The following is a 16,249-nucleotide window of genomic DNA, read 5'->3' on the forward strand; positions in this document are numbered from 1 at the left end:
TCATAGGAGCGCACGGCGGCGTGTGCGTTCTTTCCAACCAGCAAACGATTACCAACGGAACGTAACGCCGATGCGTCCCAACACCTATCAACAGAAAAGAGAGATATTCAATGAGCATCAGATTAAATAAAGCATTACGTGAATTAAACATCGGACTTCAAACGGCCGTTGAGTTCTTGGAGAAACGAAACGAACTGGGAGAAGTGAAAAACGAACTGAGTTTCAAACTCAGTGAGGCCCAATACCAAGCGCTGATCGAAGCTTTCAAGCAGGATGCAGAGGTCCGTAGCCAGGCCGAACGCCTTTTCTCGAAGAAGCCCAAAGATAAGAAGCCTTCGCGAGAAGCCAAAGACAATCGGGCAGAGAGTCTGCTCAAATCGACCAAACAACAGCAGTTTAAACCGCTGGGTAAAATCGATCTTGACAACGTCGGTAAGAAACCGGCTGCCGATATACCTGTAGAGTCTGCGCAGGAGAGGGCTCCGAAGAAGGAGTCTTCTGCCAAAAGCGCCGCTTCCGAAGCATCGGAAAAGACAGCTCCGTCAACAATCGAACCGACTGTTGTACAAGAAAAGCAAGACGCAAAAGCCGTTGTGTCGACAGAAAAAGAGACAAACGTGCAACCCGTTGATAATGAGATGGTTGTAAAGTCGGATGAGCCTGCTGCGCAACTAACGGTAAATCGCGATGCAACTAACGGTAAATCGCAGCACGAAAAGCCGTTAAACGCAGTGCAAGTAACGGTATCTGAGAAACCGACTGATGATATCCCTGTTTCCGAGGGAGTAAAATCCGTAGAACAAGGCGTATCTGAATCTGCCGAAGACAAGTCTTCCGGCCCCGCTATTTTCCAGTTGAAGAGTGAGAAAGCGATGCTCAACGCGCCCAAGGTAAACGTACTCGGAAAAATCGATCTCGATGCAATCAACCAGAGTACACGGCCTAAGAAGAAGTCGAAAGAAGAACGGCGGAAAGAGCGCGAAGAGAAAAACCGACAGGCAGGAGGCGAGCGTAAGAAGCGGGTTCGTATCAACAAGGAGCGCGTAGATATCAATGCTGCGGCCAATCAGCCTGCGAATACCGGTAATTCGGCCACAAACAAAAATGCCTCCGGTAAGAAAAGCAAGAACCGCAAGCGCAATCGCAAGCCTTTGGAAGTGAACGAAGAGGATGTAGCACGTCAAGTAAAGGAGACGCTGGCACGGCTTACCAATAAACAGAATCAGAACAAGAAGGGTGCGAAATACCGCAAAGAGAAGCGCGATGCCGTGCAGGAGAAGCTCAACGAAGAGGCTCGTGCCGAGCGCAAAGACAGCAAAACGCTGAAGCTCACGGAGTTTGTCACCGTCAGCGAACTTGCAACGATGATGGATGTATCGGTCAATCAGGTTATCGGTACGTTGATGAGTGTCGGCATTATGGTGTCGATCAATCAGCGCCTGGATGCCGAAACAATCAATCTTGTTGCCGAAGAGTTCGGCTTCAAGACTGAATATGTGAGTGCCGAAGTGTCTGAAGCCGTGACCGAAGAGGCCGACGACGAGTCGGAACTCGTATCGCGCGCGCCCATCGTAACGGTGATGGGACACGTGGATCACGGTAAGACATCGCTGCTCGACTACATTCGCAAGACCAATGTCATTGCGGGTGAGGCTGGCGGAATCACTCAACACATCGGTGCTTACAACGTGAAGCTCGAAGACGGACGCCGTATCACTTTCTTGGATACCCCGGGACACGAAGCATTTACGGCTATGCGTGCCCGCGGAACACAGGTTACCGACATCGCGATTATCATCATTGCGGCCGACGACAGTGTGATGCCGACCACGCGCGAGGCAATTGCGCATGCTCAAGCAGCTAATGTGCCGATGGTGTTTGCCATCAATAAGATTGATAAACCGGGTGCCAACTCTGACAAAATACGTGAAGATCTTTCGCAAATGAACCTTCTTGTGGAAGATTGGGGTGGTAAATACCAGTGTCAGGAGATTAGTGCCAAGCAGGGGTTGGGCGTGAAAGAGCTCTTGGAAAAGGTACTTCTCGAAGCCGAAATGCTTGACTTGAAGGCTAATCCCAATCGAAAGGCTACGGGAAGTATCATTGAATCGTCATTAGATAAAGGTCGCGGATATGTCAGTACGCTGCTCGTGAGTAACGGAACACTGAGAGTGGGCGACAATGTAATCGCCGGAACCAGTTGGGGTCGAATCAAAGCGATGTTCAACGAGCGCAATCAGCGCATCGAAGAAGCCTGTCCTGCCGAGCCTGCTATTATCTTGGGACTCAATGGTGCACCGACAGCCGGCGACACATTCCACGTTTTAGAGATCGAGCAAGAGGCTCGAGACATCGCCAACAAACGGTTGCAGTTGCAACGAGAGCAAGGTCTTCGCACGCAGAAACGATTGACGCTGAGCGACATCTCACATCGAATTGCCTTAGGATCATTCAAAGAACTGAACATCATTGTTAAAGGAGATACCGACGGTTCGATAGAAGCGCTGAGCGATTCGTTCATCAAACTGTCTACCGAAAAGATCAAAGTAGACGTCATTTACAAGGCTGTTGGACAGATTTCAGAGAGTGATGTCACCCTGGCCGATGCTTCTGACGCCATCATAGTGGGCTTCCAAGTGCGCCCGTCGGCTGCTGCACGCAAGCTGGCTGAGCAAGAAGGTGTAGAGATCAATACCTATTCCGTGATCTACGACGCCATCGACGACGTGAAGTCTGCAATGATCGGAATGCTCGATAAAGTGAAGAAAGAAGTGGTAACAGGTGAAGTTGAGGTGCGCGAAGTATTCAAAATATCGAAGGTCGGAACTGTTGCCGGTGCCTTTGTAACCGAAGGCAAGGTGCATAGAAGCGACAAAGCGCGGCTCGTTCGCGACGGAATTGTGATCCATACAGGCGATCTCAACGCCTTGAAACGTTATAAAGACGATGTCAAAGAGGTGGCTTCCGGCTTCGAGTGCGGTATCAGTTTCGTCAACTTCAACGATATTCAGCAAGGCGATATCATCGAAACCTTCACCGAGATTGAGGTTCAACAGAAGTTGTAGGCACATTTGTTACCATCCCGAAGTGTGGTATGGATTTTGTATCTGACGATTGTAGGGGCGTACGTAGCGTATGTTCCTACAATCGGTTAATCATTCAGTAAATGATGGATAATAACAATAAGAATGCGTATGTGAGGCAAGTAGCCGAACAAAAATATGAGTTCGGCTTCACTACAGACGTGCATACGGATATCATTGAGAAAGGTTTGAGCGAAGATGTTGTGCGTTTGATCTCCGTAAAAAAAGGTGAACCGGAATGGCTTTTGGCGTTTCGCTTACAGGCATTTCGTTATTGGCAGAAGCTGAAACAGCCCTCGTGGGGACACGTCCGATTGCCTGAAATCGATTATCAAGCCATCTCTTATTATGCCGATCCATTGGCTAAGAAGCCCAAAAACAAAGAGATCGATCCCGAAATGGAGAAGACTTTCGAGAAGCTTGGCATCCCTTTGGAAGAGCGTTTGGCATTGAGTGGAACGGCAGTAGATGCCATTATGGACTCCGTTTCGGTGAAAACGACATTTAAGGAAAAGCTCGCCGAGAAAGGAATTATCTTTTGTTCAATCGGCGAAGCCGTTAAAACGCATCCCGACTTGGTACGCGAATACTTGGGAACAGTCGTTCCTTATAGTGACAATTTCTTCGCAGCGCTCAACAGTGCAGTGTTTAGCGACGGTTCGTTTGTATATATTCCCAAGGGTGTTCGTTGCCCGATGGAACTCAGTTCATATTTCCGCATCAATGCAAGAAATACCGGTCAGTTCGAGCGTACACTCATTGTGGCCGAAGATAACGCGTATGTGAGCTATTTAGAAGGCTGTACTGCCCCAATGAGAGACGAGAATCAGCTGCACGCTGCGATAGTAGAGATTATCGTAAAAGAGGCTGCTGAGGTGAAGTATTCAACTGTTCAGAACTGGTATCCGGGTGATGAGAGAGGCCGAGGAGGTGTCTTTAACCTCGTAACGAAGCGCGGTGACCTGCGCGGTAACGGCTCGAAGCTGTCGTGGACACAGGTAGAAACGGGCAGCGCCATTACTTGGAAGTATCCGTCTTGTATTCTTCGGGGCGACGATTCGCAAGCAGAATTCTATTCGGTAGCCGTTACCAACAATTATCAGGAGGCCGATACGGGTACCAAGATGATTCATATGGGCAAGAATACAAAGTCTACCATCATCTCGAAAGGTATCAGTGCGGGTCATAGTCAGAACTCTTATCGAGGCTTGGTACGTGCTACTGCCAATGCGGATAATGCCCGGAATTACAGCTCTTGCGATAGTCTGCTGCTCGGAAGTGACTGTGGTGCGCATACGTTTCCATATATGGACATTCACAACGACACGGCAATCGTAGAACACGAAGCCACAACCAGCAAGATCAGCGAGGAGCAATTGTTCTACTGCAATCAGCGAGGCATACCTACGGAGCAAGCTGTCGGCCTGATTGTTAACGGTTATGCCAAGGAAGTTTTGAATAAATTACCGATGGAATTTGCCGTTGAAGCCCAAAAACTTTTGAGTGTTTCGCTCGAAGGAACAGTAGGGTAGGAGTGACGGATTAATGATGAGTGATGAAGGATTAATGATGAAAGACGAGCGTTTAATACTTAAAACGCACCAATTTACAAACTCATTACCTCATCAACTCACAAACTTATGAACTCATCAACTCATAAACTTATGTTGCAAGTAAAAGATTTACACGCCTCAATTGCAGGCAAAGAGATATTGCGGGGCATTGATCTCACCGTACGAGATGGCGAAACCCACGCCATAATGGGACCCAACGGATCGGGTAAAAGTACACTGTCGGCCGTGCTGGTGGGCAATCCACTCTACGAGGTTACACGTGGAGAGGCTTACTTTAACGGTAAAAACCTACTCGAAATGAAGCCCGAAGACAGGGCCAATGAGGGCTTGTTTCTCTCGTTTCAATATCCGGTTGAGATTCCGGGTGTATCTATGACCAACTTTATGCGTGCTGCCATCAACGAGAAACGCAAGTATTTGGGACTCCCGCTGATGTCTGCCGCCGACTTCATCAAGCTGATGAAAGAGAAGCGAAGCATTGTAGAACTCGACGCAAAATTGTCCAATCGCTCTGTGAATGAGGGTTTCAGCGGAGGCGAAAAGAAGCGAAACGAGATCTTCCAGATGGCTATGCTCGAGCCGAAATTGGCTATTTTGGATGAAACAGACTCCGGTTTAGATGTCGATGCACTGCGTATTGTGGCCGAGGGTGTCAATAAATTGAAGCGTGCTGATACGTCGACTATAGTCATAACACATTACGAACGTCTGCTTGATATCCTCAAACCTGACGTCATTCATGTGCTTTACAAGGGGCGAATTGTGAAGTCCGGCGGGCCAGAATTAGCCAAAGAGATCGAAGCCAAAGGCTATGACTGGATTAAAGCAGAGGTCGGTGAATAAGCAAGAAGACTAAATTTATGCAAAGCGAAAAACAATATATCGACCTGTATGAGGCCAATCGGCAGGTGATTTTCGACCATTCTGCTGCACCGCTCAATGCCGTTCGCGACCGCGCTTTTGATGACTTCCGTCGCCAAGGGTTCCCTTCGCGTAAACAAGAACGATATAAATATACCGACATACAGCAACTTTTCGAGCCCGATTATGGGTTGAATCTCAAACGAATCGACATTCCCGTCAACCCATACGACGTCTTCAGCTGTGACGTTCCCAATCTGAGTACATCACTGTATTTCGTTGTCAACGACAGTTTTTACACCCGAACGCAACCCAAAGTACAGCTGCCCGAGGGCGTTTGGGTTGATTCGCTCAACCGAGTGGCCACTGATCGGCCCGAGCTTATTGCCCGTTATTATGCAAAGTTGGCCCAAACGGCCGACGATGCGATAACGGCGCTCAACACGATGCTGGCCGAAGACGGACTCGTTGTGTATGTTCCGCGGGGCGTAAAGATAGATCGCACCATTCAAGTGGTGAATATTCTCCGCTCGGATGTCGATTTGATGGTTAACCGCCGGGTGTTGATCGTACTCGAAGAAGGTGCAGAAGCAAAGTTTCTTTTCTGCGATCACACGATGGACGACCGCAATTTCCTGGCCACACAGGTGATAGAGGCGTACGTGGAAGCCAACGCTCAGCTCGATCTTTACTGTTTGGAGGAAACCCATTACAAGAATGTCAGGGTGAGCAATGTGTATATCGAGCAGCAGGCCGACAGTCGGGTGAATCACAATGTCATCACACTTCACAACGGAATTACACGCAATCGTGCCGACCTTATATTCAAAGGCGAGGGTGCTGAATGTAATCTCTGCGGCTGTGTCGTGGCCGACGGGCAACAGCACGTAGACAATAATACGATGATAGACCATCAGGTGCCGCGCTGTACCAGTCGGGAACTCTATAAATATGTACTCGACGACCGATCAACCGGAGCTTTTGCGGGCCGCGTATTGGTACGTCATGGAGCACAGAAGACCAGTTCCGAGGAGCGCAATCAGAACATCTGCGTCACCAAGGAGGCTCGAATGTTTACGCAACCGATGCTCGAAATCTATGCCGACGACGTGAAATGCGCCCACGGTTCGACCGTAGGCCAGCTCAATGATGCCGCTCTTTTCTATATGCGTCAGCGTGGAATCAGTCTTGAAGAAGCCAAGCTCTTGCTCGAATTTGCCTTTATCAACGAGGTGATCGACCAAATGCAGCTCACACCTTTGCGCGATCGCCTGCACCATTTAGTGGAAAAACGCTTCCGTGGTGAACTCGATCGATGTGAGGGATGCAGGCAATTAAGAGTGGAAAAGTGAAAAGGTGAAAGGGTGAAAAGGGATGAATGATGATTGATGAAAGATGAAAAGAGGATTAAAAGAGTAAGAAAGTAAGAGATTAAGGTAATGAAAGGGGATACGTCTACTATCGAAGGTGCCAATTATGAATTGTGAATGATGAATGATAAATTAATCCGTGCTTCTTTTCCGATACTCTCTCGCGAGGTGTATGGGCATCCGTTGGTTTATCTCGACAATGCAGCTACCACGCAAAAGCCGCTTTGCGTGCTTGATGCTATGCGTGAAGAGTATCTCAATGTCAATGCAAATGTGCATCGAGGCGTGCACTATCTCTCTCAGCAAGCTACCGACTTGCACGAGCAAGCACGCGAAACCGTGCGCCGGTTTATCAACGCTCGTTCGACGAATGAGATTGTTTTCACCCGCGGAACCACCGAAAGTCTGAACCTTGTAGCCACTTCTTTCTGCGACGGCGAGATGCAACCGGGCGATGAAGTGATTGTCTCGGTGATGGAACACCATTCTAATATCGTTCCGTGGCAGTTACAAGCGGCTCGTAAAGGCATTGCCATTCGCGTGATTCCAATGACCGATCGCGGTGAACTCGACATACAGGCGTATGCCAATCTGTTTACACCACGCACGCGATTGGTAAGCGTTGCCCACGTAAGTAACGTGCTCGGGACGGTGAATTCCGTGCAAGACATCATCCGAATAGCTCACGAACACGATGTCCCCGTGGTGCTGGATGGGGCTCAAAGTGCTCCTCATTTTAAGGTGGATATGCAGGAGTTAGACTGTGATTTCTTTGCTTTCAGCGGACATAAGATGTATGGTCCCACAGGTATTGGTGTGCTTTACGGCAAGGAGTCGTGGTTAGACCGCCTGCCGCCGTATCAAGGCGGCGGTGAGATGATTGCCAATGTAGACTTTGAAAGGACAACATTCGCCGAGCTCCCGTTCAAATTCGAGGCCGGCACACCTGATTATATTGCCACTCACGGACTTGCAACGGCCATCCGATTTATGACCGATCTCGGTCTCGATAATATTCAACGGTATGAGCAGGAGCTTACCCGTTATGCCGTGCAGGAGCTGAAAACAATTGAGGGGATACGACTGTTCGGTGAGGCAGAGCATCAGGATGCCGTGGTAAGTTTTCTTGTTCGCGACATCCATCACTTAGATATGGGCACGCTATTAGACCGCCTCGGCATTGCTGTTCGCACCGGGCACCACTGTGCTCAGCCGCTAATGACGCACTTGGGCATTGCCGGAACGGTGCGGGCTTCATTTGCTTTGTACAACACAAAAGCAGAGATCGATGCACTCGTAGCAGGCATTCGGCGTGTAAGCAATATGTTTTAAGTGCGAGTCGAATGCTTACCCCACATTACTATAACGGTCTGATCGAGGCCGGATGCGATGAGGCGGGACGCGGATGTTTGGCCGGAAGCGTCTTCGCAGCAGCTGTTATTCTACCCGATGATTATGATAATCCGGCGCTGAACGATTCTAAGAAGTTGTCGTCTAAGTGTCGGTCGCAGCTCCGCCAGGCGATAGAGCGCGACGCATTGGCGTGGGCCGTGGGAGTGGTTACGCCCGAAGAGATTGACCGAATCAATATTCTCCGTGCCAGCTTTTTGGCTATGCATCGTGCGTTAGACCAGCTTCGGGTGCGCCCACAGGCCATTATCGTTGACGGAAATCGGTTTGTTCCTTATCAGAATTTGCCTTTCACCACCATCGTTAAAGGCGATGGAAAATATCAGTCGATAGCTGCTGCGAGCATTCTGGCCAAAACCCATCGCGACGAATATATGCAGCAGCTGGCGCGCGAATATCCCGTGTACGATTGGGCGAGCAATAAAGGCTATCCCACTCGTCGTCATCGCGAGGCCATCCGGTCGTTCGGCATCACGTCTTACCACCGCCGTAGTTTCCAGCTTTTAGGTGAAGCAGAACTCGATTTTGCAATTGAGGATTGAGCGAATGTAATCAATTGTAAATCAATAAGATAAAAAGAGTATTTTGATTAGCTGTCAATTGTATGACGATTAACGGTTAACCGCGTGCCGTTTAATGGCTTTTCGCACGCCAACTAACGGTTATTTGTAATGCGTTTAACCGTTATTCGTGATGCAGTTTATATGTCGCTGATAATCAATGCTATATGAGTATTGCTCAGTTTCTGTTCTTTCGCCTTCTTATTCAGCTGCGGGGCGATGCGCCGATCGGCCCTTACACGGGTGTAGAGCGTGGTAAAACAGGCAGGATTGGTTAATGGGATAATATGCCGATTGCTCTCTATATGGATGTGAAGGGTACGTTATTTATCAATTACGAATGGTACATTGCATACGATGAATTATAAAACGTGTTTCCGTTCACAGTCTCCCAACCCCTAACTTAGAGGATTAAGAATTATCAATTATCTACTCTTGATTCTCACTTTTATTTTTTAACTTTGCAGCTGACAACGAAACGAAAGGAATGAAGTCTTCGGATTTTGTACAGAAACTGATGAGTAAATACCTCTGGGGCAACATTTTGGCAATGGTTGCGGTAGTTGTCGTATTGGGATTAGGCGTCAAGTTCGGGCTTGAAAGCTATACCCATCACGGCGAATCGATATCAATCCCTAACGTGTTGCATAAGTCTTTCAACGACGCCAAGTACATTCTTAATGACGCCGGACTGCAAGTCGAGGTCATCGATACGGGTTATGTCAAGACACTTCCGGCCGGATGTGTCCTCGCCCAATCGCCGGGTGCAGGAGAACGAGTGAAGACCGGGCATATCGTTTACCTCACGATCAACTCGCTGAACACGCCGACTATTACCCTGCCGGATGTTATCGACAACAGTTCTCTGCGTGAAGCGATGGCCAAACTCAGAGCAATGGGCTTCAAGTTGGGGTCACCCGAGTTTATTCCGGGTGAAAAAGACTGGGTGTACGGTGTCTTGGTACGGGGCCACCACGTGTCGACTGGCGATAGAATATCCATAGACGATGTACTGACGATACAAGTTGGCAACGGAATGCGTAGTGAATCAGACTCCATCAATTATGTAGAACCCATCGAATTGAATGCGGAAGGCGATGTCGATGAGTTTGAAGAGGTGACAGGTCCGCCTGCGAACGAGTCGCCGACTGCACCGAAACCCGCACCGGCCAACGGTCAGGAAAAGAAGTGATAATGACTGAATATACAGAAGAAATCGACGAATTGGAAGATGAGCAACAGCCGCTCTATGAACATTTCCGCATCGTTGTAGACGAGGGGCAAAGCCCGTTGCGCATCGATAAATATATGTTCGAGAAGTTGCAGCATTCCAGTCGCAACCGCATTCAGCAGGCTGCGGATGCCGGTTTCGTGCACGTGAACGATCGTCCGGTGAAAAGTAATTATAAAGTTAGGCCCAACGATGTAATCACTTTAATGCTTGACCGCCCGCGACACGATAGCACTATCGAGGCCGAAGACATCTCGTTGAACATCGTTTACGAAGATGCTGAGTTGCTGGTAGTCGATAAACCCGCTGGACTTGTTGTCCATCCGGGTGCTGGAAACTTCCATGGCACGTTGGTGAATGCCGTTGCCTGGCATCTGAAAGACTTGCCTTCGTATGATCCCAACGACCCCGAGGTCGGCTTGGTACATCGTATCGATAAAGACACCAGCGGTCTGTTGCTTGTTGCCAAGACGCCCGATGCTAAGCGTAAGTTGGGTGTTCAGTTCTTCAACAAGACCACTCGGCGCAGCTATAATGCCTTGGTGTGGGGCCATTTCGCCGAAGATGAAGGTCGCATCGAGGGCAATATTGGGCGCGATCCGCGTGATCGGCTGCGGATGAAAGTATTCGATCCCGTTTCGGGTATCGGCAAACCAGCCGTCACTCACTATCGCGTGCTCGAGCGTTTCGGCTATGTTACGTTGATAGAATGTATGCTCGAGACAGGCCGGACACATCAGATTCGAGCTCACTTGCGGCATATCGGTCACCCGTTGTTTGCCGATGAGCGCTATGGAGGTACCGAAATCCTGCGCGGTAACCGTAGTTCGACGTACAAGTCGTTCATTCAAAACTGCTTTAAATTATGCAATCGTCAGGCACTTCACGCCCGAACGCTGGGCTTCCGGCACCCGACTACTGGCCGAGAGATGGATTTCTGTGCACCGCTTCCGCGTGATATGGAGCAGCTGATAGATAAATGGAGAGCCTTTATAACGGGTACCACCATCGACACTTACGATAATTAAGGACACAAAAGATATGGAAAATCCCAAAAGAAACATAGCCATCGTGTGCGGTGGAGATTCTTCCGAGCATGACGTCTCAATGCGTTCGGCTCAAGGTTTGTACTCTTTCTTTGATAAAGAGCGCTATAATGTCTACATTGTCGACGTGAAAGGACTCGATTGGAACGTGCATTTTGAAGACGGAACCACGGCTCCCATTGATAAAAACGACTTTTCTTTTCTGGTGAATGACAAGCTCGTGGTGTTCGATTACGCGTATATTACGATTCACGGAACGCCCGGTGAGAACGGAATAATGCAAGGTTACTTCGAGCTTCTGCATATTCCGTACAGCACAAGTGGCGTTTTAGTGGAGGCAATGACGTTTGATAAATTCGTGCTTAACAATTATCTGCGCGGCTTCGGTGTGAATGTGGCTGATAGTTTGCTGCTTCGTCGCGGTGAAGAAGATAAGTATTCCGAGGCTGAAATAGCGTCGCGCATTGGGTGGCCGTGCTTTGTCAAGCCTGCAGCCGACGGTTCGAGCTTCGGTATTTCAAAGGTAAAGAATGCCGATCAGTTAGCTCCTGCCTTGCGCGTTGCATTTATGGAGAGCGACGAAGTGATGATAGAACGCTACCTGAAAGGTACGGAAATCTCTGTCGGTTGCTACAAAACGAAAAACAAGTCGGTCGTATTTCCCGCCACGGAAGTCGTTACCAGCAACGAGTTTTTTGATTACGACGCCAAGTATAACGGACAAGTCGAAGAGATAACACCTGCTCGTCTCAATCCCGAAACGGCCGAACGGGTGGCCGAAGAGACGTCGAAGATCTATGACATATTGCATTGCAACGGCATCATTCGCATCGATTACATCATTTCCCAAGATCAAAACGGTCGCGATGTCATCAACATGCTCGAGATCAATAGTACTCCGGGAATGACCGCCACGAGCTTTATTCCGCAGCAAGTGAAAGCTGCCGGCTTAGACATTAAGGATGTCTTGACCGATATTATTGAAAATCAGATGTCGTGAAAAGACGTTAGTCGAGTTGCATTTAACCGTTAAACGCAACCTGACTAACGGTTAAACGTAATCCAACTAACGGTTAAATGCAATCCAACTAATGATTAAACGCACACGATTTAACGTCTAAACGCACAATCCCCAAAAATCAACAAGAATCTATGTCCACGCTATCTGAATTCGATCCGATACGTCCTTTCGAGCCCGAAGAGCTGCCCGAAGTGTTTGAAAGACTGCTGAACAACGAGCAGTTTCGCAAAGTTATCGCTTTCATTATGCCCGAAATGTCTTTCGATGTGTTTGCAACAAGGATGCGGGAATGTAAGACCGGCTTGGAGTTTCAGCACACGTTCTGTTACGGTTTTCTTGAAAAGCTCCTGTCAAAAGCCAGCAAAAGCTGCGATATCGACATCTCGGCGATTGGTAATCAGGGCCGATTTACCTTTATAAGTAACCACCGTGACATCGTGCTCGACTCTGCTTTCCTCGACAAATTACTCATAGATGCGGGCTTCACGACGACCTGTGAGATAGCCATCGGCGACAACCTGCTGTCGCTTCCGTGGATAAAAGACCTCGTGAGAGTCAATAAATCGTTTATTGTCGAGCGCAATCTGCCGATGCGACAGATGCTGGCGGCCAGCCGAAGACTGTCCGAATATATGCACTATGCAGTAAATGTGAAGCACGAAAACGTGTGGATTGCACAGCGCGAAGGCCGTGCTAAGGACTCGGATGACCGTACACAGGAGGCCGTTCTTAAAATGATGGCGATGGGAGGAACGGGTTCTGCGGTCGAGCGACTCATTCAATTGCATATCGTTCCGCTGACAATTTCGTATGAATTCGACCCCTGCGACTATCTCAAAGCACAGGAGTTTCAGCTCAAACGCGATGTACAGGGATGGAAGAAGAGCCCGCAAGACGACCTTGTCAGTATGCAAACGGGCATTTTCGGATACAAAGGGCGTATCCATTATCAATGTGCACCGTGTCTCGACAACTATCTCACGCAACTCGATCCGGCACTGCCGAAGACCGAACTGTATGCTTCTGTCGCTGCGTTTATCGACCGACAGATTCACCGAAACTATCGACTCTACCCCTGCAATTATGTTGCACTCGATCTGCTTCGGGGGTCGACGGCCTACCGTTCGGCGTATACGGATGTCGACCAAACCGCTTTTGAACAATACATCAGTGGTCAGTTGGCCAAGATTGAGCTTGAAAACAAAGACGAATCCTATCTGCGTGAACGCCTGTTGACAATGTATGCCAATCCCGCCATCAATTATCTTGCCGCTCAATAACCTATGAAGAAATTCCTTGCAGTAGTCGGTCTGCTTATCATCGTGATGAGTTGCCGACGTGAAAACTACCGGACAGGCGACGGAAAATATTCTTATCTGCGTGCCGATTTTGCCGAGTTGCATACCACTTCGCCCCGAGTGGTCGATTATCTTATCACCGACGACGGTGATTCCGTTGCTTTTTCGCCGCGCATTACGGTTGATTGGGCCGTACGGGGCGATTCCGTTTATCGTGTGTTAGCCTATTACAACCTTAGCGAAGAGGGGCCGGAAGCGGTGCGAATGAAGCAAATTCCTGTGATGAAATGGCGTAAAATGGCCGAGGGTGAGCCACGGTTCACCGATCCGCTCATCTTTGAGAGTGCGTGGATCAGTCGCAACCGGAAGTATCTCAATATCGGTTTCGCTGTTAAAACAGGTAAGACTGACACTCCCGACACTCGTCAGACGCTCGGCGTTTCGTGCGATTCCGTCAAGCAATCGGCCAACAACGTGTCGCACATTTATCTCACCTTGTTGCATCATCAGAACGGAGTGCCCCAGTATTACAGCGTCCGCGGCCATCTCAGTGTGCCACTGCGAAATGTTGCCAAGGGGTCAGTCATCCATCTGAATGTCTATACTTATAAAGGGAAAAAGAGTAAAATACTGATCAAATAAGAGCCGGCCGCTCCCTTTTTCTCCAACGGAAAGGAGTCGGATTATTGCCCACGGAGACATCATTTATCGGTATTTTGTATGTCTTTCACACCGTTTCGTTACGCATTTTCAGCAAGAATCCTTATTTTTGCATTATAAAATGCAAGACGAAATGGAACAATATTTTATCTTATCGGCCAAAGGACGGGGCACCGTTGCAGAACGATTGATCGAGCTATATATGTCGGTGGGCAATCGTCTGGATATGGAGGGCCTTGCAGGCAGGCGCTTGCAATACAGTAAAATATTCTTGAGCGACGCCCAAAATCAGTATGACACACTGCTGAAATCGGCTCTTTACAAAGAGATTTTAAGTCAATTGCCCCACACCATTGTTGAACAGATACCGCTGAACGGCTCTAAGGTCTCGGTATTAATCAAGACTTCGGACGCTCCGCAAGACTTTCTCTTCCACAGTATGCGGCTCAATGAGGAGGAGACGCGCGGCAATAATGCTTACACCCAGACTATTCTGCTCTTTGAAAAGTATCTCGAAGAACTTGGGAAACATCGGCTTTCGCTCAAAGAACATTGTGTACGCACGTGGATATATATGGCTGATATCGATGTGAATTACGAAGGAATGGTGCGTGCTCGCAATGATGTGTTCCGCCGTTACGGCCTGACTGCCGACTCGCATTTTATTGCCAGCACGGGCATCGGTGGTTATTCACAGGTGCGCAATGCGTTGGTGGGTATTGACTTCCTCACTTATCCCGGCCTCACCGAGGCTGACAAGACCTATCTCAAAGCACCGGATCACCTCAATCCGGCGCACGAATACGGTGTGGCTTTCGAACGGGGAACAAGCATCAGAATGTCTTTCGGTCATAAAATCTTTATTTCGGGTACGGCCAGTATCGACAACCGCGGAGACGTTCTTTATCAAGGCGACATCCTGCGGCAGACCGGTCGGCTGCTTGAAAACATTGGGGCACTGCTCAAAAACGGCCGAGCTACGATGAAAGACGTAGCCTATCTGCTGGTCTATCTGCGCGATCCGTCGGACTATCAGGCCGTAGAAGCCTTTATGAATGCCGCTTATCCTGATACGCCCCGCATTCTTTTGGGAGCGAAAGTGTGCCGTCCGGAGTGGTTGATCGAAATGGAATGTGTAGCGAATTTACGATACCCCGCATATTTATAGGTGGCAATTGGTGTATCGCTCCGCAATTGAATAGAAAACAAAAGAACATCATTCCCAAACGAAAATCAACAAGTAGAGAGCGTCTTTATAAATGATTGAAAATCAATTATATATAAAATGTCTCGCAATTAGCCGTCAATCGGTTTGCAACTAACGGTTAAACACACGTCGTTTAATGGCTTTTCGCAATGTATTTAATCGTTAGTTGCAAACCGATTGACGGCTAATTGCTACTGGAATTGTATGCTTCTGATTTTCAGCAAGATATTGAATAGAAGAGATCTAATTGCCTGTGGAATTTCCTTTTGGGTAAAATCCGTAATATGGAAGATATACATCTATTTTAAAATAAGGTAAAGAGTGGCATCAGAAACAATCGTCGGCTGTGCTGATGGGCTACGGGTACAGTTCGAAAGGTAGAAGTTTTTACTTTGGCGAGCAATAAATTGTCAATTCAGTCTCGTGAAATTTGATTTAAATCAAATTCTTTCGGATGGAAGAAAAATAATGAAGAAAATGTTTGTTGGTTTGAAAACAATGTCGTATCTTTGCACCGTGTTCGTGAGAATGCATTTACATTTTAATAAGTTTTCATTAGGTTAGTAGTTTGATAGATTTTTTAAGGTAAAGATTATGTTATTAGATTATGGAACAATCGAGATGTTGTTGTGGGTCACTTTGTTGACTATCCTCAGCATTATCGCTTTGGTTAATACACACATCCGATAACATTATTCTTTCAAGAGGCCAATACGAGTGATTCGTGTTGTCCTCTTTTTTTTATCCATATGCGTAAATATGCACCAGGGCCGTTGCTTTCCGATATGTTCGTTCGGTATAACTCGTCTTTACCTAAACAAACTTAAAAAATGCGATATCGGGTACTTTTTTGCATAATAAACCATTAAAAGCGAGTTGTATTTGCAGATTTCTGATTAAATTTGCAGCTAAATTCATAATTTAGGGT

Annotated in this window: 12 protein-coding genes; all 12 read left to right on the top strand. The window is 48.0% G+C overall.

The window, feature by feature from the left end; genetic code table 11:
- Positions 1-110 precede the first annotated feature (110 nt).
- Positions 111-3,065 carry a translation initiation factor IF-2 gene (gene infB, locus RWY97_RS03875; protein WP_315565631.1) on the top strand — a complete coding sequence of 985 codons (2,955 nt, stop codon included), beginning with the start codon at positions 111-113 and terminating at the stop codon, positions 3,063-3,065.
- 104 nt (positions 3,066-3,169) lie between these two features.
- Positions 3,170-4,615 carry a Fe-S cluster assembly protein SufB gene (gene sufB, locus RWY97_RS03880; protein WP_060544518.1) on the top strand — a complete coding sequence of 482 codons (1,446 nt, stop codon included), beginning with the start codon at positions 3,170-3,172 and terminating at the stop codon, positions 4,613-4,615.
- A gap of 132 nt (positions 4,616-4,747) precedes the next feature.
- Positions 4,748-5,500: a Fe-S cluster assembly ATPase SufC gene (gene sufC, locus RWY97_RS03885; protein WP_315565633.1), complete on the top strand. Its 753-nt coding sequence runs from the start codon at positions 4,748-4,750 to the stop codon at positions 5,498-5,500.
- 17 nt (positions 5,501-5,517) lie between these two features.
- The gene (gene sufD / locus RWY97_RS03890; RefSeq protein WP_315565635.1) at positions 5,518-6,870 is read left to right on the top strand and encodes a Fe-S cluster assembly protein SufD; all 1,353 of its coding nucleotides are present in this window, start codon (positions 5,518-5,520) and stop codon (positions 6,868-6,870) included.
- A 135-nt stretch (positions 6,871-7,005) separates the two neighbouring features.
- On the top strand, positions 7,006-8,220 hold the full coding sequence (locus tag RWY97_RS03895; RefSeq protein ID WP_315565637.1) for an aminotransferase class V-fold PLP-dependent enzyme: 1,215 nt from the start codon (positions 7,006-7,008) through the stop codon (positions 8,218-8,220).
- A gap of 11 nt (positions 8,221-8,231) precedes the next feature.
- Positions 8,232-8,840, top strand: coding sequence for a ribonuclease HII (locus RWY97_RS03900; protein ID WP_024991622.1), 609 nt, complete (start codon positions 8,232-8,234; stop codon positions 8,838-8,840).
- 505 nt (positions 8,841-9,345) lie between these two features.
- Complete coding sequence (locus RWY97_RS03905; protein WP_021584052.1) at positions 9,346-10,050, top strand: PASTA domain-containing protein; 705 nt, start codon at positions 9,346-9,348, stop codon at positions 10,048-10,050.
- Positions 10,051-10,052: 2 nt separating this feature from the next.
- Positions 10,053-11,117 (top strand): RluA family pseudouridine synthase, encoded by a 1,065-nt coding sequence (locus RWY97_RS03910; RefSeq protein WP_315565640.1) that lies wholly within the window; start codon positions 10,053-10,055, stop codon positions 11,115-11,117.
- A gap of 13 nt (positions 11,118-11,130) precedes the next feature.
- Positions 11,131-12,135 (top strand): D-alanine--D-alanine ligase, encoded by a 1,005-nt coding sequence (locus tag RWY97_RS03915; protein ID WP_315565642.1) that lies wholly within the window; start codon positions 11,131-11,133, stop codon positions 12,133-12,135.
- Between the two features lie 152 nt (positions 12,136-12,287).
- The gene (locus tag RWY97_RS03920; protein WP_273175230.1) at positions 12,288-13,436 is read left to right on the top strand and encodes a 1-acyl-sn-glycerol-3-phosphate acyltransferase; all 1,149 of its coding nucleotides are present in this window, start codon (positions 12,288-12,290) and stop codon (positions 13,434-13,436) included.
- Between the two features lie 3 nt (positions 13,437-13,439).
- The gene (locus RWY97_RS03925; RefSeq protein ID WP_315565644.1) at positions 13,440-14,096 is read left to right on the top strand and encodes a NigD1/NigD2 family lipoprotein; all 657 of its coding nucleotides are present in this window, start codon (positions 13,440-13,442) and stop codon (positions 14,094-14,096) included.
- Positions 14,097-14,247: 151 nt separating this feature from the next.
- Complete coding sequence (locus tag RWY97_RS03930; RefSeq protein ID WP_315565646.1) at positions 14,248-15,282, top strand: Rid family hydrolase; 1,035 nt, start codon at positions 14,248-14,250, stop codon at positions 15,280-15,282.
- Positions 15,283-16,249 lie beyond the last annotated feature (967 nt).

It is taken from the genome of Hoylesella pleuritidis (genome assembly GCF_963541955.1).
GTDB classification, from domain to species: domain Bacteria; phylum Bacteroidota; class Bacteroidia; order Bacteroidales; family Bacteroidaceae; genus Prevotella; species Prevotella pleuritidis.